The organism is Duganella sp. BJB476 (assembly GCF_003416895.1).
Classification (GTDB): Bacteria; Pseudomonadota; Gammaproteobacteria; order Burkholderiales; family Burkholderiaceae_D; genus Rugamonas.
Map to the genome: position 1 here is coordinate 1,696,320 of NZ_QVIO01000001.1, position 23,234 is coordinate 1,719,553.

Below are 23,234 nucleotides of genomic sequence, written 5' to 3' on the forward strand. Positions count from 1 at the left end.
CTGAGTCCTCCCTTCCATCTATTCATCGAACCAAAACTGTACGCCGCCTCCCTGTGCTGGACAAGCCGGGAATCGCTGGTACCGTCAGCTGATGCCAACGGTATCGGATGGTGCGTCGTTAGTCCGGTATCAACGAAAAGACGTGGGCATCCACGGACAGGCCGCGCAGCTTGAGCCGGTTGCAGGCCAGACATTCATGCGTGGCGCCGTCATCGACCACCAACCGGGCCGTAGCCGCCGCCGCCCGGCGTGTCGATCACGAACAGGTCGCCGGGCTGCATGTCGGTCTTGCCGATGTGCGGCAGTTCCTCGATACCGCCGTCCGCCCGCACCACGGTATTGCGGCCCAGCGCACCCGGCTCGCCGCCGGCCATGCCGAACGGTGCGTGGATGCGGTTGTTGGACAGGATGGCCGCCGTCATCGCTTCGAGGAAGCGCACCTTGCGCGTGCCGCCGTTCCCGCCATGCCACTGCCCCGCCCCGCCGCTGCCTTCGCGGATCGCGTAGCTCTCCAGCCGCACCGGGAAGCGGAACTCCAGGATTTCCGGATCGGTCAGGCGCGAGTTGGTCATATTGGTCTGCACGACGCTGGTGCCGTCGAAGCCGGGACCGGCGCCGGAGCCGCCGCTGATGGTTTCGTAGTACTGGTACTGCGCGTTACCGAAGGTGAAATTGTTCATCGTGCCCTGCGCCGCCGCCATCACGCCCAATGCGCCATACAGCGCGTTGGTGATGCAGGTCGACGTCTCCACATTCCCCGACACCACCGATGCAGGATAGTGCGGATTAAGCATGGAGCCCGGCGGTATCAGCACCTTCAGCGGTTTGAGGCAGCCGGCGTTCAGAGGAATCTCATCATCGACCAGCGTACGGAACACGTACAGCACCGCCGCCATGCACACGGCCGACGGCGCGTTGAAGTTATTCTCCAGCTGAGGCGAGGTGCCGGTGAAATCGATCTCCGCGCTGCGGCCGGCCTGGTCGACCCGCACCGCCACCTGTATCTGCGCGCCGTTATCCAGTTGCAGCGTGTAGCTGCCGTCCTTCAGCGCGCTGATCACGCGCCGCACCGCTTCCTCGGCGTTGTCCTGCACGTGGCCCATATAGGCCTGCACCACCTCCAGGCCGAAGTGCGCCACCATCTTGCGCAGCTCGTCCACACCCTTCTGGTTGGCCGCCACCTGCGCCCGCAGGTCCGCCATGTTCTGGTCGGGATTGCGCGCCGGGTAGCGCGCGCCTGCCAGCAAGGCCCGCGTCTCGGCCTCGCGCAGCTGGCCGCCGGCGGCGCCGGTCGCGGCGCCATCGACCAGCTTGAAGTTATTGATCAACACGCCCTCTTCCTCGATCGTGCGCGAATCCGGCGGCATCGATCCCGGCGTGGTGCCGCCGATGTCCGCATGATGGCCGCGCGAGCCGACGTAGAACAGGATGTCCGCGCCCGCCTCGTCGAACACCGGCGAGATCACCGTCACATCCGGCAGATGGGTGCCGCCGTTGTACGGATCGTTGAGCATGAAGACGTCGCCGGCGCGCATCTGGCCGGCGTTTTCGCGCATCACGGTCTTGATGCTCTCGCCCATGGAGCCCAGGTGCACCGGCATGTGCGGTGCGTTGGCGATCAGGTTGCCGTCGGCGTCGAAGATGGCGCAGCTGAAGTCCAGACGCTCCTTGATGTTGACCGAGTACGCGGTGTTCTGCAGGCGCAGCCCCATCTGCTCGGCGATCGACATGAACAGGTTGTTGAAGATCTCCAGCATCACCGGATCGGCGTTGGTGCCGATGGCGCGGCGTTCCGGCAACGCCACCACGCGCTTGAGCACCAGGTGGTCGTGCAGCGTCACCTCCGCCTGCCAGCCCGGTTCGACGATGGTGGTCGCATTCGCCTCGGCGATGATGGCAGGGCCTTTGACGATATCGCCGATGCGCGTGGCGCCGCGCTGATACAGGCTGGTCTGGCGCCATTTGCCGTCGGCGTACATCGGCACCACCGCATGCGGCATCAAACCGGACACGCGGCGCGGCGCCGGCTCCACCGATTCGGACGGCGCGTCGGACTTGCCGATCGCCTCCACCGACACTGCCTCCACGATCAGGGCCTTGGACGGCATCAGGAAGGAATAGCGCTTGCGGTAGGCCGCTTCGAACTGCTCCTGCATGCTGTCGGCGGTATCGAACAGCACGATCAGCGCCGAATCGGTGCCCTCGTAGCGCAGATGCACGCGGCGTATCAGTACGATGCGCTCGTCCTCCACGCCCTGGTGCTGCAGGTCGGCGCGCGCCTGGCGGCCCAGCGCATGCAGGCGCGCCTCGAGTTCTTCCAGCCCTTCCACGTTCAGGCGCTTTTCCACCGCGGCCTCGCGCATCGCGGTCTGGTCGGCCAGGCCCATGCCGTAGGCCGACATCACGCCGGCCAGCGAATGCACGAACACCGTCGTCATGCCCAAGGCATCGGCCACCAGGCAGGCATGCTGTCCGCCGGCGCCGCCAAAGCTGGTCAGCGTGTATTCGGTGACGTCGTGCCCGCGCTGCACCGAGATCTGCTTGATCGCGTTGGCCATATTGCCGACGGCGATTTCGATGTAGCCCTCGGCCACCTGTTCGGGCGTGGTCTCCTTGCCGGTGGCGACCTGGATCTGCGCCGCCAGTTCGGCGAATTTCGCGCGCACGGCGTGGGCGTCGAGCGCCTGCCGGCCCTCCGCGCCGAACAGCTGCGGGAAGTGATTGGGCTGGATCTTGCCCAGCATGACATTGCAGTCGGTGACCGCCAGCGGGCCACCGCGCCGATAGCTGGCCGGTCCCGGATTGGCCCCCGCGCTGTCCGGGCCGACGCGATAGCGGCTGCCGTCGAAGTGCAGGATGGAGCCACCGCCCGCCGCCACCGTGTGGATGCTCATCATCGGCGCGCGCATGCGCACGCCGGCCACCTGGGTTTCGAACACGCGCTCGAACTCGCCGGAGAAGTGCGACACGTCGGTCGAGGTGCCGCCCATGTCGAAGCCGATCACCTTGTCGAAGCCGGCCAGCTTGCTGGCGCGGACCATGCCGACGATGCCGCCGGCCGGGCCGCTCAGGATGCTGTCCTTTCCGTGGAAGGCGCGCGCGTCGGTCAGGCCGCCGCTGGACTGCATGAATTGCAGGTTCACGCCCGGCATTTCCTTCGCCACCTGGTCGACATAGCGGCGCAGGATGGGCGACAGATAGGCGTCGACCACGGTGGTGTCGCCGCGCGCCACCAGCTTCATCATCGGACTGACTTCGTGCGATACCGAGACCTGTGTGTAACCCATCATGCGCGCCATCTCGGCCACCTTGACTTCGTGCGCATGATAGCGATAGCCGTGCATGAAGACGATGGCCAGCGAACGCAGGCCCATGTCGTAGGCCTCGGCCAGGCCGGCGCGGGCGGTTTCCATGTCGATGTCGACGATGGTGTCGCCATGCGCGCCCATGCGCTCGTCGATTTCGATGACATGGCTGTACAGCAGCTCGGGCAGCAGGATGTGGCGGTCGAACAGGCGCGGACGGTTCTGGTAGGCGATGCGCAGCGCATCGCGGAAGCCGCGCGTGATCGCCAGCGCGGTCGGCTCGCCTTTGCGCTCCAGCAGCGCGTTGGTGGCGACCGTGGTGCCCATCTTGACGGCGCCGATCTGCGCCACCGGAATCGGCTTGCCCTTGGCCACGCCCATCATCTGGCGGATGCCGGCGATGGCCGCGTCGGCGTACTGTTCGGGATTCTCGGACAGCAGCTTGAGCGTGCGTAGACGGCCATCAGGCGGACGCGCCACGATGTCGGTAAACGTACCACCCCGGTCTATCCAGAATTGCCAATCCATGCATGCCTCATTACGGTGACTGAAGCGTATATTGTAGTGGCTCGGCCGCGCACGGGACAGCGGCCTTACAACATAAATTAGATGCTAAAATTGCACCATGAACCCACTCTACTCCTGCGCGGAGATACGCGCCATCGAAGACGCAGCCGCCGCTGCCCTGCCGGAAGGTGTGCTGATGCAGCGGGCCGGCCAGGCCGGCGCCAACGCCGCGCTGGACCTGCTGCCGTTCTCCACCGCCAAGGCCAGGGTGCTGGTGCTGGCCGGCCCCGGCAACAACGGCGGCGACGCGCTGGAAACGGCGGCCCACCTGGCCTATGCCGGCGCGCAGGTGAGTATCCTGCATTTTCCGCCGCAATCGGGATCGTCCACCGAGCGCGCGGTGGCATTGCAGCGCGCCCAGACCAGCGACGCCCGCTTTGCCGAGCTTGACCTGGCGGCGGTGGCCAGCACCGACTGGACGCTGGTGGTCGACGGCTTGTTCGGCCTCGGCCTGCATCGCCCGCTGGCCGGCGAGTTGCGCGAGCTGGCGGAAGCGGTCAACGGCCTCAAATGCTCGGTGCTGGCGCTGGACCTGCCCAGCGGCCTGGATGCCGACACCGGCGCCATCGTCGGCCCGGACGGCGTGGCCATCCACGCCACCCACACGGTCACCTTCATCGGCAACAAGCCAGGCCTGCACACCTGCGACGGCCGCGACTACGCCGGCCTGGTGGATGTATCGCGCCTTGACATCGACATCGGCCATTTCGCGCCGGCGCGGCTGCACCTTAACGACGTCAAGTTCTTCTCGCGCCATTTGCGCTCGCGGGTCCACAACTCGCACAAGGGCAGCTACGGCAACGTAGCGGTGATCGGCGGCGCGCGCGGCATGAGCGGCGCCCCGCTGCTGGCCGCGCGCACCGCGTTGAACAGCGGCGCCGGCCGCGTCTACGCGCTGTTCGTGGAAGACCCGCTGCCGTGCGACAGCGGCCAACCGGAACTCATGTGCCGGCTCGCCGACGATTTCGACATGCGCTCGTCGACGCTGGTGATCGGCCCCGGCCTGGGCGCCTCGCGCCTGGCCTCCGCCCTGCTGGCGCGCGCCATCGCCAGCGACAGCGCGCTGCTAGCCGATGCCGACGCCCTCAACCTGCTGGCGGCGGAACCGGCGCTGCAGGCGGCGCTGGCGCAGCGGCCCGGCGGCTGCGTGCTGACGCCGCATCCGCTGGAGGCGGCACGCCTGCTGGGGACCACCATCGCCGAGGTCCAGTCCGACCGCGTGGGCGCGGCCCGCAAGCTCGCGGCCAAGCTGAACGCCAATGTGGTGCTGAAGGGCTCCGGCACGGTGATCGCGGCGCCGAACGGCGACGCCGTCATCAACACCACCGGCAATCCGGCGCTGGCCAGCGCCGGCACCGGCGACGTGCTGTCCGGCCTGTGCGGCAGCCTGCTGGCGCAGGGCTGGCCTTTGTGGGAGGCCGCGCTGGCCGGGGTCTGGCTGCACGGCATGGCGGCCGATGTGCTGGTCACCGAAGGCACCGGCCCGATCGGCCTGACCGCCGGCGAACTGGTGCCGGCCATCCGGGTGGCGCTGAACCGCATGGTCCAGCACCACGGCCGCTGACCGCGCTGCGGCTTAGCGGCTCAGACCAGGCGGCCCGCCGCGATGGTGATGGTGCGGCTGCAACGCGCCGCCATGGCCTGGTCGTGCGTGACCAGCACCAGCGTCGAGCCGTGCTGGCGGTTCAGTTCGAACATCAGTTTGATGACGGCTTCGCCGGTGGCGGCGTCCAGGCTGCCGGTCGGCTCGTCGGCGAACAACAATGGTGGTTCGGTCACGAAGGCGCGCGCCAGCGCCACTCGCTGCTGCTCGCCGCCGGACAGGTACTTGGGATAATGCTTCAGCCGGCTGGACAGCCCCACCCGCTCCAGCATCATTTCCGCACTCTCGCGCGCATGGTTGGCGCCGCGCAGCTCCAGCGGCAACATGACGTTTTCCAGCGCCGTCAGGTGCGGCAGCAGCTGGAAGGACTGGAACACAAAACCCAGCTTTTCCTTGCGCAGCGCGGCGCGGCCGTCCTCGTCCAGCGCGTAGATATCGACGCCGTCCAGCACCACCTTGCCGGCGCTGGGCGTGTCCAGGCCCGCCAGCAGGCCAAGCAAAGTCGACTTGCCGGAGCCGGAAGCGCCTACAATGGCGAGCGTCTCGGCTTTTTGCACGGTAAAATCCACCTCGTGCAAAATCGTCAGTTCGCCGCTGGCGTCGGCCACGCGCTTGGCCAGGCCGCTGACGGCGATGGCCGGCTGCACTCCGGACGCCGGCGCCGCCGCGACGCTGGCCGCCAAGCCGGGTCCATCCGGCATGAAATTGGAAGACGCTTTAGGGAAATCAGGCATGCTGAATGTGTTAAATAATTTATCAAGAAAACTGAGTGCTCAGGCTTTGGCCGCCCTGCTGCTGGCATCGGCGGCGGCGAGCGCCTATTCTGCACCAAAAACCGTGCTGGTGCTCGGCGATAGTTTATCGGCCGAATACGGCCTGGCGCGCGGCGCCGGCTGGGTCGCGCTGGCCGAACAAAAAATCAAGGACCAGAAACTCGACGCCACCGTGGTCAACGCCAGCGTCAGCGGCGAGACCACCAGCGGCGGCCGCTCGCGCCTGCCGGCGCTGCTGCAAAAGTACAAGCCGGCGCTGGTGGTCATCGAGCTGGGCGCCAACGATGGCTTGCGCGGCCTGCCGGTGGCCGCCGCCGAAACCAATCTGCGCGAGATGGCCAATGCCGCCGCCAAGGCCGATGCCAGGGTCATGTTGATCGGCATGCGCATGCCGCCCAACTACGGGCGCGACTACGCCGACAAGTTTTACGCGATGTACGGCACCCTGAGCAAGGAGATCAAGGCGCCGCTGGTGCCGTTCATGCTCGACGGGATCGCCGACCAGCCGCAGATGTTCCAGCCGGACCGCCTGCATCCCCTGGCCACGGCCCACCCTACCATCCTGGCCAATATCTGGCCGGTTCTACAAAAAAGCATCAAGGCAAAATGAAGTATCCAGAAATTATCGGCTTCGACGACGCGCTCCAGCAGCTGGACCAATTCGACGCCATCATCGACGTCCGCAGCCCGGCCGAATTCGCGCTCGACCACCTGCCCGGCGCCATCAACGCGCCGGTGCTGGACGACGAGCAGCGCATCCGCGTCGGCACCATGTACAAGCAGGTCAATTCGTTCGAGGCCAAGAAGGTCGGCGCCGCGCTGGTGGCGAAGAATATCGCCGCCCACATCGAGGCGCTGTGGCTGGACCAGCCGCGCGAATGGCGGCCGCTGATCTACTGCTGGCGCGGCGGCAACCGCAGCGGCTCGATGGCACACATCCTGGCCAAGATAGGCTGGCCGGTGGCGCAGCTGGACGGCGGCTACAAGGCCTTCCGCGCCCACGTCAACGCCGCGCTGGAGCAGGCGCCGGCATTGAACTTCAAGGTGATCTGCGGCACCACGGGCAGCGGCAAGAGCCGCCTGCTGGAAGTGCTGCATGCGCACGGCGCGCAGGTGCTGGACCTGGAGCAGCTGGCCGCGCATCGCGGCTCGGTGCTGGGCAACCTGCCCAGCCAGCCGCAGCCCAGCCAGAAAGCCTTCGAGACCGCCATCTGGAACGCGCTGCGCCGCTTCGATCCGGCGTTGCCGGTGTTCGTCGAATCGGAAAGCAAGAAGGTCGGCAACCTGCGCGTGCCGGCCGCGCTGATGGACACCATGCGCGCCTCGGACTGCATCGCGCTGACGCTGTCGCGCGAGCATCGCGTGCGCCTGCTGATGGAGGATTACGCGCACTTCACCGACAGCCCGGCCTCGCTCAACGAACAGCTGGAACACCTGGTGGCGCTGCACGGCCGCGAGACGATCAAGCGCTGGCAAGCCATGGCGGTCGCCGGCGCCATGCCGGCGCTGGTGGAAGAGCTGCTGGCCAACCACTACGATCCGGCCTACCTGCGCTCGATCGACCGCAACTTCGTCAAATTCGCCCAGGCGCTGCCGCTGGAACTGGAAGATATCGACGCCGCGGCCTTCCGCAACGCCGCCCTGAGCCTGATGGCAGCTACCGGCCAGCCATCCTGAGCCGGTCGCCAGACAACACAAAACCCCGAGGTTGGCTTCCAACAATCGGGGTTTTTTTATGCCGCCCTTGGCTGCGCAGCTCGCCTTAGCTGGTTTTCCGGCGGCGTCCGATATAGGACAGGATCGCCAGGCCACCCAACATCATCACGTAGGTTTCAGGCTCAGGCACCGGGTCGAGATTCATCGTCGCGGAATAACTGGCGGAGACGTTCTTCGACGTGCCGTACACCGTCAAGACCAGCGGACCACTGACCCACGTCGGCCCGAGCGAGCCGTCTTCGCTGGCGCCGTTGGGCGAAAACGTCAAGGCGTGGCCATTCAGGTCGGCGTGATCGAAATCGATGTCATGATTGCCGCCCAGATTCAAGGTATGCACCCAGACATTCAACAAACTGGGGCCCACTGACGGGCTGAAGGTAAAGATGTCGGTGAAGTCGCCGACCATCGAATGGTCCGCCCCGAAGAATTTGGAATAGCCTGTTGCAGGGGTGCCGTTCAAAACGACATTCACATTTTGACTATCGCCGGTGGCGGCAAAACTTGTCATCGAGGTGGCCGCCAGCACAGTCCCGATTAAGAGCGATTTTAGTTTCATGTTTTTCCCGGAAAGAAAGTGGAAACCGAACGTGCGCCTGATGAGTCTGGTGCGCCACTCAAAATTACACCCGCGAATTTTCGATGTCAATTAATTATTTCAAAAAGATAACTAACTTGCAAAAACAAAGGCGGAGCACTGCAGGGAGGGAGGTTGCGGCGGCGGTGCGGAGGCACCAATCGGGAGAGGAGACAGCGGGGCCGGGAAGCGCGCTGCGCTTCCCGGAGAACTACTTTACTTCACTTCTGCTACTGTGGTTTTTACGATCGGCTTCAGGATCTTGACCTTGGCCTTTTGCTTCAGCAGTTCGATGTAGTCATGCATCTCTTGCTGGGCAACGATGTTGCTGATCTGCTCGGCTTCCGACTTGCGGCGCTCCTCGTCCTGCACGGCAGGCTGCTGCACCTTGCCGATGCGGTAGATGCCGTAGCCCATGCCAGGCACATCGACGCCGACGTAGGCCGGCAGCTTGGCGGTGTCGGCTTTCATCACTTCCTGCATCGCCAGGCCGTTCACGCCTTCCGGCTTGGAACGGGAAACCAGCTTGGCCGCGCCGAAGCCGGTGGCGTCGCCGGATTTCTTGAAGGCGGCCAGTTTCTCGGCGCCGGTCTTGGCGGCCAGCTTGGCGGCTTCTTCCATCGACACGCGTTGACGGATGGCGGCGTCGACTTCGGCCAGCGGACGCTTGCTGGCTGGCTTGAATTCGACGATACGGCCGGCCACCAGGGTGCTAGGCGCGGTCTCGACGGCTTCGGTGTTGCGCTTGCTGCTGATCGATTCGTTGGAGAACAGCGCGGCCAGGAACTTGGCGTTGTTGTACGGCGCAGTAGCGGCCATCGGCGACGGCGTGCGCGAGACATTGGCAGCCGTTTCGATCTTCAGGCCCAGCTTGTCGGCGACCGGCTTCAGGCTGTCCGATTGCTCGTAAACGGTATTGGTGAAGGCTTCCGCCATTTCCGAATACTTCTTCGCGGCCTTCTGCTTTTTCAGCGCTTCGGCGACATCGTTCTTCACTTCGTCCAGCGGCTTGACCACGGCTGGCTTCAGCGCGGTCACGGTCAGCACGTGGAAACCGAATTCCGATTGCACCGGATCGCTGATCTCGCCCTGCTTCAGCTTGAGCACGGCGGCTTCGACCGGCGCCGGCAGCGAACCCTTGGTGACGATGTCCAGATCGCCGCCAAGCTCGCCCGATGCCGGATCTTCCGACTTGGCCTTGGCGACCTTGGCGAAGTCGCCAGGCGTCTTGCGCAGCTCGGCCACGATGGCGTCGGCCTTGGCCTTGGCGGCGGCGGTTTCAGCGGCGTTGGCGCCCTTCTTCAGCGCGATCAGGATGTGCGCGGCGCGGCGGCTTTCGGCCGTCGTGAAGCCGGCCTGGTTGGCGGCGTAATACGCGGCCACTTCGGCGTCGGTCACGGCGACCTGGCTCATGACGGCGCTGCTGTTGAAGACCACGTATTCGATCTTGGCCTGCTCCGGCACTTCGAAGAACTTGGAGTTCTTGTCGTAGAACGCCTTGACCATGTCGTCGGTGATCTTCACTTGCGGCACGAAGTCGGCCACCGGCAGCAGCAGTTCCTGCACTTCGCGCTCCTGCGCGCCGATATCGGACAAGGTCTTGGCCACGGTGTGTGGCGCAAAACCGGTGGCCTGGATGGCGTTGCCCAGTTGTTGCAGGGTCATGTCGTGACGGATGCGCTGGTCATACATGGTCGGCGTCATGCCTTGCGCGGCCAGGATGGTCTTGTAGCGCTCCATGTCGAACGCGCCCTCGCCACCGAACTGCTCCTTGATGACTTTTTGCAGCTGGGCGTCGCTGACGCTCAGGTGCGAACGCACCACTTCGGCAGCCACGGCGCGCTCGGCGATCAGCTGGTCGAGGATGTTTTGCTTGAATTCCGGGGTGTCGAACACCTTCTGGTCGAACTGCGCGCCCAGACGCTGGCGGTAGCTGTCCAGCTGGTTGCGCACGGCATTGTCGAACTCTTGCTGGCTCAGGGGTTTGCCGTCGATTTTGGCGATCGTATTGGCGTCGTCGCCGAAGCTCTTGTAACTGCCGATGCCGACGAATGCAAACGACGGGACGATGATAATCGCCAGGAGTATCTGCATCAAACGTTGATGGGTACGAATAAATTCAAACATGGTCTGCCAATTCGGATTGAGTGGAACTTGCACATACAAAAAAGGCGAACTCGCGTTCGCCAATTCCGGTTGGCGGATTTTACAGCGCGCCCCCCTCTATAGCAAGAGTAAATCATTGGCAAAACAGTCACGCCGCCACACCGGACAACAAAAAGCCCGCCGAGGCGGGCTTGGTGTTACAAGGCCGGCAATCAGCCCTGGCGGCGACGACGCGCGACCACGCCCAACAGGGCCAGGCCACCCAGCAGCATGCCGTAGGTTTCAGGTTCCGGCACGGCGGCGATCGTCACGTTGTCCAGCAAGGCGCCCTGGCTGTCGCGACCCTGGTCGGCGAAGCTGAAGCCCACCAGGCCGGTGGAGGTTGCGGTGTAGATCAGGCTGAAGGTCTGGAAGCCATCGCTGGCCGAGCGGGTGAAGACCTGGCTGCCGCTACCGAAACCGACTTCCACGGTGTCCTTGCCCGCGTTGCGGTTGTTACCGGCCAGGTCGAACGACAGCTTGTAGGTGACGCCGCTGGTCAGGGCCACCGAGTTGAACAGCAGGCCGGCGCGGTTGGTCGAGCCATCCAGGTCCACATAGCGGCCGTTGCCCGGCAGCAGGTCGTAGAAGCCTGGCGCGCCGATGACGTCCACGGTGCCGCCGGCGACTGCCCAGCCGCCATGGAAGTTGGTGGCGTTCAGCGCCAGCGTATCGGTGTCAAAATTATCGGCAAAAACCGGCGCCGCCTGGGCCGCCGATGCGCACAGCAACGCTGCGGCAATAACAAATTTCTTAAAAACCATAATGTATCCCCTTGGTAAATTGCCCATCAAATAACTAAATTAATATAGTTTCAGCACTACGAGGATGCATCCTACTATTGATGGGCCAGGCACTCGCGCACGATACCAACGGTAAATATTTGTTTCTAAAGCGGATATTGATGACAAAGAGCGGGATATTCAAACGAAGGGAATTGAATTAATACGGGCCGGAAAAAGAAAAACCCCGCAGCTAATAATAGCTGCGGGGTATCTTGTTCTTGGCGGAGCGGACGGGACTCGAACCCGCGACCCCCGGCGTGACAGGCCGGTATTCTAACCAACTGAACTACCGCTCCTTGGTCAAACTTATTAGCATTTTGTTGGCGGAGCGGACGGGACTCGAACCCGCGACCCCCGGCGTGACAGGCCGGTATTCTAACCAACTGAACTACCGCTCCAACAAAACACTGGGTACTGCTTTTTTACAACCTGCAAAACTGGTGGGCGGTGAGAGGCTCGAACTCCCGACCTAAGCCTTGTAAGGGCTCCGCTCTACCAACTGAGCTAACCGCCCGTTTTGCCTTTAGTGAGCAACTTTACCGCTTGCTGCTCACTGAAGTCCGTTAGTTTACAGCATCTTTCAAAGCTTTACCAGCTTTAAATTTAGGAACTTTCGCTGCCTCGATGATGATCTCTTCTTTGGTGCGCGGATTGCGGCCGGTACGGGCAGCGCGTTCGCTCACGGAGAAGGTACCAAAGCCGACCAGGGTGACGCTGTCGTTCTTTTGCAGGGTGGTGGTTACACCGTCGATCACCGCGTCGAGTGCGCGTGCAGCAGCCGCTTTCGAGATATCAGCGGTAGTAGCAATATGGTCGATCAATTCAGTCTTATTCAAAGCAATTCCCCGTCACAAAGGTTATATCGTTTTAGCCCGCAGATAACGGTATTTGAATACCGTTGTCAGGCCGAGAAAAATCTCAGGCCGTATTAAACAAGCCAGCCCGCCCCTGTGTCAAGCGCTGCACCATAGAAAAATGGGGTCAAATAACAAACAGGCGCTATAAAAGCGCCTGTTTGTGTATCACCAGTTACTAAACACTAGTAAAAGTTAATGTTTTACCACTTCCGTTTGGCCGTCGGCCTTGGCTGCCGCAGCGGCCACGGCTTCCACCGGAACCGTCTCCGTCAGCGCCTCAGGCATGCGTTCCAGCGCGATTTCCAGCACTTTGTCGATCCAACGCACCGGCACGATTTCCAGTTTGTTTTTGACATTGTCCGGGATGTCGGCCAGGTCCTTGACGTTCTGCTCAGGGATCAGCACGGTCTTGATGCCGCCGCGCTGGGCCGCCAGCAGTTTCTCTTTCAGGCCGCCGATCGGCAGCACTTCGCCGCGCAGCGTGATTTCGCCCGTCATCGCCACGTCGGCGCGGACCGGAATGCCCGTGAATACCGACACCATCGCCACCGTCATCGCCGCGCCGGCCGAAGGACCGTCTTTCGGCGTTGCGCCTTCCGGCACGTGGATGTGGATGTCGCTCTTCTCAAACACTTCGTTCTTGATGCCCAGGCGGTTGGCGCGGCTGCGCACCACCGTGCGGGCTGCCTCGATCGATTCCTTCATCACGTCGCCCAAGGTGCCGGTGCGGATCACCCCGCCCTTGCCCGGCATCTGCACGGCTTCGATGGTCAGCAGATCGCCGCCCACTTCGGTCCATGCCAGACCCACGACCTGGCCGATCTGGTTTTCCTTCTCGGCCACGCCGAAGTCGTAGCGACGCACACCCAGGAACTTGTCCAGGTTCTTGTTGGTGACGGCGACCTTCTTCTCGGTCTTCTTCAACAACAGCATCTTCACGACCTTGCGGCAGATCTTGGACACTTCGCGTTCCAGCGAACGCACGCCGGCTTCGCGGGTGTAGTAGCGGATGATGTCGCGCAATGCCGACTCGGCCACCGAGATCTCGTCTTCCTTCAGACCGTTGTTCTTGATTTGTTTAGGCAGCAGGTAGCGCTGGGCGATGCTGGTCTTCTCGTCTTCCGTGTAACCGGACAGGCGAATGACTTCCATGCGGTCCAGCAGCGCCGGCGGGATGTTGTACGAGTTCGACGTCGCCACGAACATCACATCGGACAGGTCGAAATCGACTTCGATGTAGTGATCGGAGAACGTGTGGTTCTGTTCAGGATCCAGCACCTCCAGCAGGGCCGACGACGGATCGCCGCGGAAGTCCGCGCCCATCTTGTCGATCTCGTCCAGGAGGAACAGCGGATTGCGCACGCCGACTTTCGCCAGCGACTGCAGCACCTTGCCCGGCATCGAACCGATGTAGGTACGACGGTGGCCGCGGATCTCGGCTTCGTCGCGCACGCCGCCCAGCGCCATGCGCACGAACTTGCGGTTCGTGGCGCGGGCGATGGACTGGCCCAGCGAGGTTTTACCCACGCCCGGAGGACCGACGAAGCACAGGATAGGCGCTTTCAGCTTGTCGACGCGCTGTTGCACCGCGAGGTATTCCAGGATGCGTTCTTTAACCTTGTCCAGGCCGTAGTGATCGCCTTCCAGCACTTTCTCGGCGTTGGACAGGTCGTTGTTGACCTTGGATTTTTTCTTCCACGGCAGGCTGACCAGCGTGTCGATGTAGTTGCGCACGACGGTGGCTTCGGCCGACATCGGCGACATCAGCTTGAGTTTTTTCAGCTCGGCGGTTGCTTTGTCCAGAGCCTCTTTCGGCATCTTGGCCAGCGCGACTTTTTTCTCCAGCTCGTCCAGATCGGCGCCGTCCTCGCCCTCGCCCAGTTCCTTCTGGATGGCCTTGACTTGCTCGTTCAGGTAGTACTCGCGCTGCGACTTTTCCATCTGGCGCTTGACGCGGCCACGGATGCGCTTCTCGACTTGCAGAATGTCGAGTTCGCCTTCCAGCTGGCCCAGCAGGTGCTCCAGGCGCTTGGCCACGCTGAAGATTTCCAGGATCACCTGTTTCTGCTCAAGCTTCAGCGGCAGGTGCGCGGCGACGGTGTCGGCCAGGCGGCCGGCGTCGTCGATGCCCGACAGCGAAGCGAGGATCTCAGGCGGGATCTTTTTGTTCAACTTGACGTACTGGTCGAACTGCTGAACGATGGCGCGGCGCATCGCTTCGATCTCCGAATCGTCGCCCAGCTCGGAATCGAGCGGCGTCAGATCGGCGATGAAGTGCGTCGGCGCATCGGTGATGCGGTTGATGCGTGCACGCTGAGCGCCCTCGACCAGCACCTTGACGGTGCCGTCCGGCAGTTTCAGCATTTGCAGAATATTGGCCACGCAGCCGATTTCATAGATATCGGAAGCAGAAGGTTCGTCCTTGGCAGCGGCTTTTTGCGCGGCAAGCATGATGCTCTTGCCCTGCTCCATAGCGGCTTCCAGCGCCTTGATCGATTTTGGGCGCCCTACGAACAGCGGTATCACCATATGCGGGAAAACTACAACATCCCGCAGCGGCAATAACGGCAGTTGAGTTTGCTCAGTTAATTTGGAAGTTGTCATGGCGTACCTTATGTGAAAGCGTGATTATGATGTGGGCGCTGTTCTGCCGAATCACAAGACCGACCTGCAAGAAATAATTCTCCTAAAAAAGAGTATTTTCAAAGAAGCCAATCATGTTCTAAAAAAACGCGTCAAATAAAAAAGCCACGCGTGACAAACGATGCTGTCACGAGTGGCTTTCCGAATGAAGCCTGCATTCTTTTATTGATTTAAATTGTACCGCCTTGCCCCACGGATGCGAAATGAATTTTTCTGCTGAGTGGGGTAAGTGTGCACAAGTTATTTAATTCTCACCAGACGCTTTGGCCTGATCTTGGTAGATCAATAAAGGTTTGGCGCCACTGGTGATCGTATTTTCATCGATAACCACTTTAGTGACGTTGGTTTCATTTGGCAGCTCGTACATGGTATCGAGCAGCGCGTGTTCCAGGATCGAACGCAGGCCGCGCGCGCCGGTCTTGCGGGCCAGCGCTTTCTTGGCGATGGCATGCAGGGCGGCCGGACGGATTTCCAGTTCGGCGCCTTCCATGTCCAGCAGCTTGGCGTACTGTTTGACCAGTGCGTTCTTCGGCTCGACCAGGATCTGGATCAGCGCTTCCTCGGTCAGTTCCGACAGCGTGGCGACCACCGGCAGGCGGCCCACCAGCTCGGGAATCAGGCCGAACTTGATCAGATCTTCCGGTTCCGCTTCCAGCAGCACGTCGCTGGCGCTGCGTTCCTTCTTGCTCTTCACGCTGGCCGAGAAACCGATGCCGGATTTTTCCGAGCGGTTGGAAATCACCTTGGCCAGGCCGTCGAACGCGCCGCCGCAGATGAACATGATGTTGGTGGTGTCGATCTGCACGAAATCCTGGTTAGGATGCTTGCGGCCGCCTTGTGGCGGCACCGACGCCATCGTGCCTTCGATCAGTTTCAGCAGCGCCTGTTGCACGCCCTCGCCCGACACGTCGCGGGTGATCGATGGGTTGTCCGATTTGCGCGAGATCTTGTCGATCTCATCGATGTAGACGATGCCGCGTTGGGCTTTTTCCACATCGTAGTTGCAGCTCTGCAACAGTTTCTGGATGATATTCTCAACATCCTCGCCCACATAACCGGCTTCGGTCAGCGTGGTGGCGTCGGCGATGACGAACGGCACGTTCAGCATGCGGGCCAGGGTCTGGGCCAGCAGGGTCTTGCCCGAGCCGGTAGGACCGACCAGCAAGATGTTGCTCTTGGCCAGTTCGATGTCGTCTTTCTTACCCAGGTGCTTGAGGCGCTTGTAGTGGTTGTACACCGCCACCGACAGGATGCGCTTGGCCGTTTGCTGGCCAATGACGTACTGGTCCAGCAAGTCCTTGATTTCATGCGGGGTCGGCAGGTCCGACTTGGCGCCCGTGACCGACTCGATGGCCGAGGTTTCATCGCGGATGATGTCATTGCACAGGTCGATGCATTCGTCGCAGATGAAGACCGATGGGCCGGCGATGAGTTTCTTTACCTCGTGCTGGCTCTTGCCGCAAAACGAGCAGTACAGTAATTTTTCGCCGCTGGAGGATTTTTTGTCTGACATGGGGCAGTTTTCTTTGGGTTACAGAATGGCTTAGCTGTTGCCAGGAAGCAGGTAATCGACCGAATTGGCGTCTGGAAAAGCCCGCCTATGACTACATGCTACCCGAAATAAAAACGAAACGCCCGAACGATTAATCGCCCGGGCGTTTTTTTAGCAATGCTGCGAAGGAAGCATCAAGCCCGGTTGGACAACATTTTGTCGATCAAACCGTACTCTACAGCCTCTTCCGCCGACATGAAACGATCACGATCGGTGTCTTTGGCGATCTGCTCGACGGTTTGACCCGTGCGTTCAGCCATGATCGAGTTCAGACGGTGGCGCAGATACAGGATTTCCTTGGCCTGGATTTCGATATCCGAAGCCATGCCCTGCGAGCCGCCGGACGGCTGGTGGATCATGATGCGCGAGTTCGGCAGCGAGAAACGCTTGCCCTTGGCGCCGGCTGCCAGCAGGAAGGCGCCCATCGAGGCGGCCATACCGGTGCACAGCGTCGACACGTCAGGCTTGATGAACTGCATCGTATCGAAGATCGCCAGACCGGCCGAAACCGAGCCGCCTGGGGAGTTGATGTACAGCGAGATATCCTTGTCCGGATTTTCGCTCTCGAGGAACAGCAACTGGGCGACGATCAGGTTCGCCATCTGGTCGTTGACGGGGCCGACCATGAAGATTACGCGTTCCTTCAACAGGCGCGAGTAAATATCATAGGAGCGCTCGCCGCGGCCGCTTTGTTCGACCACCATCGGCACCAGGCCGAGCATTTCAGTGTCCAGCGCCGGATTACGGTTCATACCAGTCATTCCATTTCCTTGTGAAGCAGCTAGAGGCCGGAGACTTAATCTTACATCATCCGGCCGCGCTGGATTACGCTTGTGCGTTGCTTCCCATCAGTTCGTCGAAGGCCACAACCTTGGACGAAGTTTTCGACAGGCCCAGGACGTAGTTAACGACGTTTTCTTCCAATACAAGGGCTTCGACTTCAGCCAGACGACGACGATCGCTGTAGTAGTACTTCAGCACTTCGCGTGGATCTTCGTAGCTCTGTGCGAAGTCTTCAACTTGTGCTTTGACTTGTTCAGGCTGGGCTTGCAGCTTGTTCTCGCCGACCAGTTGCGACAGGATCAGGCCCAGGCGTACGCGACGCTCGGCTTTTTCTGCGAACAGTTCTGGTGGGAACGGGATGTCCTTGACGTTCATGCCGCGCTGAGCCATGTCTTGACGGGTCATTTCGGCCAGGCGCTCGGTGTCTTGGGCGATCAGGGCTTGTGGCACGTCCAGGGTGGCGGTTTTCACCAGCGCATCCATCACGGCTTCCTTGTTGCGGGCTTTAACACGGCCGGCAACTTCGCGTTCCAGGTTGACTTTGATGTCTTCGCGCATTTTAGCGACGTCGCCATCGGCCACGCCCAGCGACTTGGCGAATTCGCCGTCGACTTCCGGCAGGTGTGCCCATTCCAGTTTCTTCAGGGTGATGGTGAACGATGCGGTTTTGCCGGCAACGTCTTTACCATGGTAGTCCTCTGGGAAAGCCAGTGGGAAGGTCTTGGCTTCGCCGACTTTCAGGCCTACGGTGGCTGCTTCGAATTCTGGCAGCATGCGGCCTTCGCCCAGCACGAAAGCGTAGTCTTCAGCTTTGCCGCCTGGGAATTCAACGCCGTCGATCGAGCCGACGAAGTCGACGGTCACGCGGTCGCCGTTGGCAGCAATCGCTGCGCCGCCGTCGCCGTGTTCGCCAGCTTCACCCTTGGTGTGGAAATGCACGCGCTGTTTGCGCAGGATTTCGATGGTTTTGTCGATTTCGGTTTCCGAAACGTCAGCCTTGACGGTTTCGATTTCCACGGTGGTCAGGTCGCCAACGACGACTTCCGGGTAGATTTCGAAGGTTGCGTCGAAGGCCAGTACGCCTTCTGCCGACTCTTCCTTAGGCTCGATGCGTGGGTAGCCTGCTACGCGCAGTTCGGCGGAATTGGCGGCGTCGTTGAAAGCACGGCCAACTTTATCGTTCAGCACTTCGGTCTCGATCTGATAACCGTATTGTGCTGCGACCATTTTCATAGGAACTTTACCCGGACGGAAGCCTGGTGCCTTAGCCGATTTGGCTTGCACTTTCAGACGCTTCTCAACTTCAGCGCGGACCTCGGTCAGCGGGAAGGAGATCGTGATACGACGTTCGAGTTTGCCTAAGGTTTCGACTGCAGTTGCCATGTAAAAATCGTCCAAAAAAATAGTAATACAGTTGGTGCGAGGAGGGGGACTCGAACCCCCACACCATTGCTGGCGTCAGGACCTAAACCTGGTGCGTCTACCAATTTCGCCATCCTCGCGGCATGTTTGCACAAAAGCAAAGGGCGACCCGTAAGTGAAAACGGTCGCCCTATTCCCGCTGAACTCTGCGGGAGCTTTCAACTTCAACGCGGTATTTTAACGGGTTTTTCAGCGAAATGTGACGATTTTTAATATGTCGCCAACATTCCGCTGATTTTTCCTTATTTCACCGGCTTTTTCACTCTAAACCACGCCGCATACAACGCTGGCAGGAATAATAAAGTCAATGCTGTCGCTAATATCAGACCGCCCATGATGGCCACCGCCATCGGCCCCCAGAATACCGAGCGCGACAACGGGATCATCGCCAGCGCCGCCGCCGCGGCCGTCAGGATGATAGGACGGCAACGGCGCACCGCAGATTCGACGATCGCGGTCCACGGATCGTGGCCGGCCTTGATATCCTGCTCGATCTGGTCGACCAGGATCACCGAGTTACGGATGATCATGCCGAACAGCGCGATGATGCCCAGGTTGGCCACAAAGCCCAGCGGACGCCCCAGCACCAGCAGCGCCATCGCCGCCCCCGCCACACCCAATGGGCCGGTCAGGAACACCAGCAGCGCCCGCGAGAAGCTGTGCAGTTGCAGCATCAGCAGCGTGAAGATGATGAAGATCGCCAGCGGCAGGTTGGCCGCGATCGACGCTTCCGCCGTGCCGCTGTCGGCCGCCGCACCCTTGACGGTGATGGCATAGCCGGCCGGCAGGTTGGCGCGCAGCTCCTTCAGCTTCGGCTCGATCTGGCCGGAGACGGTCGGGCCCTGGATGTTGTCGGCCACGTCGGACTGCACGGTGATTGCCCATTCACGCCCTTCCCGCCACACCACGCCCGGCTCCCACACGAAGTGCGCGCGGGCCAGCTGGCTGATCGGCACCGACTTGCCGCTGGCGGTCGGAATATTCGTATCGTTCAGGATCGAGATGGTGTTGCGCTCCTCGATCGGCTGGCGGATCTGGATGTCGATCAGCTTGATGTCCTCGCGGAACTGGCCGATGGTGGTGCCCGACAGGATGGTGTTCGCGGCCCGCATCACGGTCTGCGAAGTCACGCCCAGCGCACGCATCTTGTCCTGATCCAGGTCCAGACGCAGCACCTTGATCGATTCATTCCAGTTGTCGTTGACGCCCAGCGTGTTCGGATTGGCGCGCATGATGTCCTTCACCTGGTCGGCGATGGCGCGCACCTTCTCCACTTCGCCGCCGGTCACGCGGAACTGCACCGGATACGGCACCGGCGGCCCGTTCGGCAGCAACTTGACGCGGCCGCGCACTTCCGGGAAATCGTGCTTGAAGATGTCGACGATCTTGTCGCGCAGCGCGCTGCGGGCCTTCAGGTCCTTCGGCAGCACGACGATCTGCGACACGTTAGTCTGCGGGAAGATCTGGTCCAGCGGCAGGTAGAAGCGCGGCGAACCGGTGCCGACGTAGCTGGTCACGCTGACCACGCCTTCCTGCTTGCGAATAAAGGCTTCGAATTTCTTCACCTGCGCCTCGTTGGCGGAGAAGGTCGTGCCTTCCGGCGTCCACAGCTCGACCATCAGCTCGGGGCGGCTGGAATCCGGGAAGAACTGCTTCTCGATGAACTTGAAGCCGTACACGCCCAGCGCGAACACCACCAGCGTTGCGACAATGGTGGTCTTGCGATACTCGACGCACCAGTTGACCACCGCGCGGAACTTGCGGAAGCCCGGCGTGTCGAACAGGTCGTGCTCGCTGCCGCCGTCGGCGTGTGGCTTAACCTTCAGCAGCACGTAGCCGATGTAAGGCGTGAACACCACCGCCACCACCCACGAAATCACCAGCGCCAAGGCGTTGACCGAGAACAGCGAGAAGGTGTACTCGCCGGCCGCCGACTTGGCCAGGCCGATCGGCAGGAAGCCCGCCACCGTGATCAGGGTGCCAGTCAACATCGGGATCGCGGTCGAGGTGTAGGCGAAGGTGGCGGCATCGAAGCGCGACATGCCCTCCTCCATCTTGCGCACCATCATTTCAACGGCGATGATGGCGTCGTCCACCAGCAGGCCCAGCGCGATGATCAGCGCGCCCAGCGAAATCTTGTGCAGGTCGATGTCCAGCATGCGCATGCACAGGAAGGTAACCGACAGCACCAGCGGAATGGTCAGCGCCACCACCAGGCCGGGACGCACGTCCAGCCGCAGCTTGGGCTTGGTATGCAGGCCCAGCGCGACAAAGCTGACGGCCAGCACGATCAGCACCGCTTCGATCAGCGTGTGCACGAACTCGCCCACCGAGGCCTTGACGGCTTCAGGCTGGTCGGACACGCGCTCGAGCTCGATACCGACCGGCAGCTTGGCCTTCATCGCGGCGACGGTCTTCTCCATGTGCTTGCCGAGCTGGATGATGTTGCCGCCCTTTTCCATCGACACGCCCAGGCCGATCACTTCCTTGCCGTTGAAGCGCATCTTGTTACCCGGCGGGTCCTGGTACTGGCGCTTGATGGTGGCGAAGTCGCCCAGGCGGAAGGTGGTGCCGTTGGCGCGCAGTTCCAGCTCTTCCAGGTCCTTGACGGTTTTCAGCGCGCCGGTCACGCGCACTTGCAGATTGTCGGTCGGTGTGACCAGCACGCCGGTCGCCTCCACCGTGTTCTGGGTGGCGATCTGGTTGGCGATGGCTTCGATCGGTATGCCCAGCTGGGCGAACTTCTTGTGCGAGAACTCGATATTGATCTTCTCGTCCTGCACGCCGAACAGCTCGACCTTGGACACCAGCGGCACGCCCAGCAGCTGCTGGCGCACGAAGTCGGCGTAGTCCTTCATCTCGGCATAGGTGAAGCCGTCGCCGGACAGCGCGAAGATCGAGCCGTAGGTATCACCGAACTCATCGTTGAAGAACGGACCCTGCACGCCCGGCGGCAAGGTGCCGCGGATGTCGCCGATCTTCTTGCGCACCTGGTACCACGATTGCGCCACTTCCTTGGGCGGCGCCGATTCGCGCAGCTTCAGGATGATGGTGGTCTCGCCAGGTTTGGAGTAGCTGCTGATCTCGTCGATATCCGGCGTCTCCTGCAGCTTCTTCTCAAGCTTGTCGGTGACCTGCTCGGCCATTTGCAGCGAGGTCGCGCCCGGCCAGTTGGCCCGCACCACCATCGCGCGGAAGGTGAATGGCGGATCTTCATCCTGGCCCAGGTTGGAATAGCTGAGCATGCCGCCTATCAGCAGCACCGTGATCAGGTAGCGCGTCAGCGGGATGTGCTCCAGCGCCCAGCGTGAGAGATTGAAGCCGCCCATCATTTGGCGGTCCCCGCCACGACCGGGGCTGGGGCTGGAGTCGAGGTCGCAGGCAAGTCGTTACCGAGGATCTTGACCTTCTGGCCCGGCTTGAGCAGGTTGACACCTGCCGTGACCACCGTCTGGCCAACCTTGACGCCGCTGGCCAGCACGATATCGTTGCCGGCCGCGCCGGCGATGGTCACCGGCACCAGCTTGACGACGCCGCCCTCGACCACCCACACCGACGAGGCCGATTTTTCATAGTACAGCGCCGTCAGCGGCACCTTGATCTGCGGCGTGGCGGTCTTGGAGGCGAACTGCACCACGGCGGTCATGCCCAGCTTGGCTTCGGCCAGCGAGTCCGGAATCGAGACCTTGACGGTGTAAGTACGGGTCGATGGATCGGCCACCGGCGAAATTTCGCGGATCTTGCCGGCCACGGCGTTTTTCGGATCGGCCCACAGCCGCACCTGCACGTCCGGCACACGGCGCAAGGTCTCGACCTTGTCTTCCGGCAGGCCGATGACGATTTCCTTCTCGCCCTGTCTGGCGACGCGCACCACGGGCGTGCCCGGCTGCACCACCTGGCCGACTTCGGCATCGACCGCTGTCACCACACCGTCAACATCGGACACTAAACTGGCATAGCCGGCCTGGTTGGACTGGCCGCGATAAGCCGCCTGCGAGGCGTCCACATTGGCTTGCGCCGCCTTGAAGGTGGAATCCTTGGCGTCCAGCACGGCCTGGCTGACGAAGTTCTTGCTGCGCAGCTCCTGATAGCGCTTGAGTTCGGACTTGGCCAGGTCGCGGTTGGTCTCGGCGGCGCGCAGGCCGGCCAGCGCCTGGGCCTGCGACAACTGCAAGTCCTGCGGATCGAGCTGCATCAGCACCTGGCCATGCTTGACCAGGGTGCCGACGTCGACCTTGCGGGTGACGATCTTGCCGCCGACGCGGAAGGCCAGCCGCGATTCCACGCGGGCGCGCACCTCGCCGGAAAACTCGGCGTTGACGTCGACATCGCTGCTGGTGAGCACGATGGCGCGCACCGGGCGGATGTCTTCGGTTTTCTCGGCGGGCTTGGAGCAACCGGCCAGGACGGCGGCGGTTAAAACGCTCAGTATGAGGGGGTAAATCTGACGCTGTTTTTTAAAGGCGACCACGGTGTATTCCTTTAGCTTGCTCTGGAGTGTAGATGGCA

At 61.9% G+C, this 23,234-nt stretch carries 15 protein-coding genes and 4 tRNA genes; 3 read left to right on the plus strand and 16 right to left on the minus strand.

The window, feature by feature from the left end:
• Nucleotides 1–209: 209 nt before the first annotated feature.
• Nucleotides 210–3,833, minus strand: coding sequence for a hydantoinase B/oxoprolinase family protein (locus D0T21_RS07500; protein ID WP_116990721.1), 3,624 nt, complete (start codon nucleotides 3,831–3,833; stop codon nucleotides 210–212).
• A 97-nt stretch (nucleotides 3,834–3,930) separates the two neighbouring features.
• Here D0T21_RS07500 and D0T21_RS07505 point away from each other — a divergent pair, with 97 nt between their 5' ends.
• Complete coding sequence (locus tag D0T21_RS07505) at nucleotides 3,931–5,436, plus strand: NAD(P)H-hydrate dehydratase (RefSeq protein WP_116990722.1); 1,506 nt, start codon at nucleotides 3,931–3,933, stop codon at nucleotides 5,434–5,436.
• A 20-nt stretch (nucleotides 5,437–5,456) separates the two neighbouring features.
• On the opposite strand, the gene D0T21_RS07510 is transcribed toward D0T21_RS07505, so the two are convergent.
• Nucleotides 5,457–6,176, minus strand: a complete 720-nt coding sequence (locus D0T21_RS07510) for an ABC transporter ATP-binding protein (RefSeq protein ID WP_116990723.1) — start codon at nucleotides 6,174–6,176, stop codon at nucleotides 5,457–5,459.
• Between the two features lie 31 nt (nucleotides 6,177–6,207).
• On the opposite strand from D0T21_RS07510, the gene D0T21_RS07515 reads away from it, so the two are divergent.
• Both D0T21_RS07515 and mnmH read left to right on the plus strand, forming a co-directional pair.
• Entirely contained in the window at nucleotides 6,208–6,858 is a 651-nt protein-coding gene (locus D0T21_RS07515) for an arylesterase (protein WP_116990724.1), read from the plus strand.
• The gene (gene mnmH, locus D0T21_RS07520) at nucleotides 6,855–7,925 is read left to right on the plus strand and encodes a tRNA 2-selenouridine(34) synthase MnmH (protein ID WP_116990725.1); all 1,071 of its coding nucleotides are present in this window, start codon (nucleotides 6,855–6,857) and stop codon (nucleotides 7,923–7,925) included. Before D0T21_RS07515 ends, mnmH begins: the two co-directional genes overlap by 4 nt.
• A gap of 85 nt (nucleotides 7,926–8,010) precedes the next feature.
• On the opposite strand, the gene D0T21_RS07525 is transcribed toward mnmH, so the two are convergent.
• The 14 genes from D0T21_RS07525 to D0T21_RS07590 all read right to left on the minus strand — a co-directional run bounded on the left by D0T21_RS07525 (nucleotide 8,011) and on the right by D0T21_RS07590 (nucleotide 23,196).
• Nucleotides 8,011–8,520, minus strand: coding sequence for an FxDxF family PEP-CTERM protein (locus D0T21_RS07525; RefSeq protein WP_116990726.1), 510 nt, complete (start codon nucleotides 8,518–8,520; stop codon nucleotides 8,011–8,013).
• 234 nt (nucleotides 8,521–8,754) lie between these two features.
• The gene (locus D0T21_RS07530) at nucleotides 8,755–10,665 is read right to left on the minus strand and encodes a SurA N-terminal domain-containing protein (protein WP_116990727.1); all 1,911 of its coding nucleotides are present in this window, start codon (nucleotides 10,663–10,665) and stop codon (nucleotides 8,755–8,757) included.
• 191 nt (nucleotides 10,666–10,856) lie between these two features.
• Nucleotides 10,857–11,447: a PEP-CTERM sorting domain-containing protein gene (locus D0T21_RS07535; RefSeq protein ID WP_229211373.1), complete on the minus strand. Its 591-nt coding sequence runs from the start codon at nucleotides 11,445–11,447 to the stop codon at nucleotides 10,857–10,859.
• A gap of 240 nt (nucleotides 11,448–11,687) precedes the next feature.
• Nucleotides 11,688–11,764: transfer RNA gene (locus D0T21_RS07540), tRNA-Asp, on the minus strand.
• A 25-nt stretch (nucleotides 11,765–11,789) separates the two neighbouring features.
• Nucleotides 11,790–11,866, minus strand: a tRNA-Asp gene (locus tag D0T21_RS07545).
• Between the two features lie 40 nt (nucleotides 11,867–11,906).
• Nucleotides 11,907–11,982, minus strand: a tRNA-Val gene (locus D0T21_RS07550).
• 49 nt (nucleotides 11,983–12,031) lie between these two features.
• Nucleotides 12,032–12,304, minus strand: a complete 273-nt coding sequence (locus tag D0T21_RS07555; protein ID WP_020703299.1) for an HU family DNA-binding protein — start codon at nucleotides 12,302–12,304, stop codon at nucleotides 12,032–12,034.
• 213 nt (nucleotides 12,305–12,517) lie between these two features.
• Nucleotides 12,518–14,929, minus strand: a complete 2,412-nt coding sequence (gene lon / locus D0T21_RS07560; RefSeq protein ID WP_116990728.1) for an endopeptidase La — start codon at nucleotides 14,927–14,929, stop codon at nucleotides 12,518–12,520.
• A 283-nt stretch (nucleotides 14,930–15,212) separates the two neighbouring features.
• Nucleotides 15,213–16,481 carry an ATP-dependent Clp protease ATP-binding subunit ClpX gene (clpX, locus tag D0T21_RS07565; protein ID WP_008448338.1) on the minus strand — a complete coding sequence of 423 codons (1,269 nt, stop codon included), beginning with the start codon at nucleotides 16,479–16,481 and terminating at the stop codon, nucleotides 15,213–15,215.
• Nucleotides 16,482–16,654: 173 nt separating this feature from the next.
• The gene (clpP, locus tag D0T21_RS07570; protein WP_020703301.1) at nucleotides 16,655–17,272 is read right to left on the minus strand and encodes an ATP-dependent Clp endopeptidase proteolytic subunit ClpP; all 618 of its coding nucleotides are present in this window, start codon (nucleotides 17,270–17,272) and stop codon (nucleotides 16,655–16,657) included.
• A gap of 73 nt (nucleotides 17,273–17,345) precedes the next feature.
• Nucleotides 17,346–18,686 (minus strand): trigger factor, encoded by a 1,341-nt coding sequence (tig, locus tag D0T21_RS07575; protein WP_116991048.1) that lies wholly within the window; start codon nucleotides 18,684–18,686, stop codon nucleotides 17,346–17,348.
• A gap of 32 nt (nucleotides 18,687–18,718) precedes the next feature.
• A tRNA-Leu gene (locus D0T21_RS07580) sits at nucleotides 18,719–18,805 on the minus strand.
• Between the two features lie 162 nt (nucleotides 18,806–18,967).
• The gene (locus D0T21_RS07585) at nucleotides 18,968–22,057 is read right to left on the minus strand and encodes an efflux RND transporter permease subunit (protein WP_116990729.1); all 3,090 of its coding nucleotides are present in this window, start codon (nucleotides 22,055–22,057) and stop codon (nucleotides 18,968–18,970) included.
• The gene (locus D0T21_RS07590) at nucleotides 22,054–23,196 is read right to left on the minus strand and encodes an efflux RND transporter periplasmic adaptor subunit (RefSeq protein WP_229211374.1); all 1,143 of its coding nucleotides are present in this window, start codon (nucleotides 23,194–23,196) and stop codon (nucleotides 22,054–22,056) included. The genes D0T21_RS07585 and D0T21_RS07590 overlap by 4 nt, the downstream gene beginning before the upstream one ends.
• Nucleotides 23,197–23,234 lie beyond the last annotated feature (38 nt).

Coding starts and splice junctions, on each gene's coding strand:
- clpP (WP_020703301.1), bottom strand. CDS start 17,272: ATGAACCGTAATCCGGCGCTGGACACTGAAATGCTCGGCCTGGTGCCG.
- D0T21_RS07525 (WP_116990726.1), bottom strand. CDS start 8,520: ATGAAACTAAAATCGCTCTTAATCGGGACTGTGCTGGCGGCCACCTCG.
- lon (WP_116990728.1), bottom strand. CDS start 14,929: ATGACAACTTCCAAATTAACTGAGCAAACTCAACTGCCGTTATTGCCG.
- D0T21_RS07585 (WP_116990729.1), bottom strand. CDS start 22,057: ATGATGGGCGGCTTCAATCTCTCACGCTGGGCGCTGGAGCACATCCCG.
- D0T21_RS07515 (WP_116990724.1), top strand. CDS start 6,208: ATGCTGAATGTGTTAAATAATTTATCAAGAAAACTGAGTGCTCAGGCT.
- tig (WP_116991048.1), bottom strand. CDS start 18,686: ATGGCAACTGCAGTCGAAACCTTAGGCAAACTCGAACGTCGTATCACG.
- clpX (WP_008448338.1), bottom strand. CDS start 16,481: ATGTCAGACAAAAAATCCTCCAGCGGCGAAAAATTACTGTACTGCTCG.
- D0T21_RS07530 (WP_116990727.1), bottom strand. CDS start 10,665: ATGTTTGAATTTATTCGTACCCATCAACGTTTGATGCAGATACTCCTG.
- D0T21_RS07505 (WP_116990722.1), top strand. CDS start 3,931: ATGAACCCACTCTACTCCTGCGCGGAGATACGCGCCATCGAAGACGCA.
- D0T21_RS07535 (WP_229211373.1), bottom strand. CDS start 11,447: ATGGTTTTTAAGAAATTTGTTATTGCCGCAGCGTTGCTGTGCGCATCG.
- D0T21_RS07500 (WP_116990721.1), bottom strand. CDS start 3,833: ATGGATTGGCAATTCTGGATAGACCGGGGTGGTACGTTTACCGACATC.
- mnmH (WP_116990725.1), top strand. CDS start 6,855: ATGAAGTATCCAGAAATTATCGGCTTCGACGACGCGCTCCAGCAGCTG.
- D0T21_RS07510 (WP_116990723.1), bottom strand. CDS start 6,176: ATGCCGGATGGACCCGGCTTGGCGGCCAGCGTCGCGGCGGCGCCGGCG.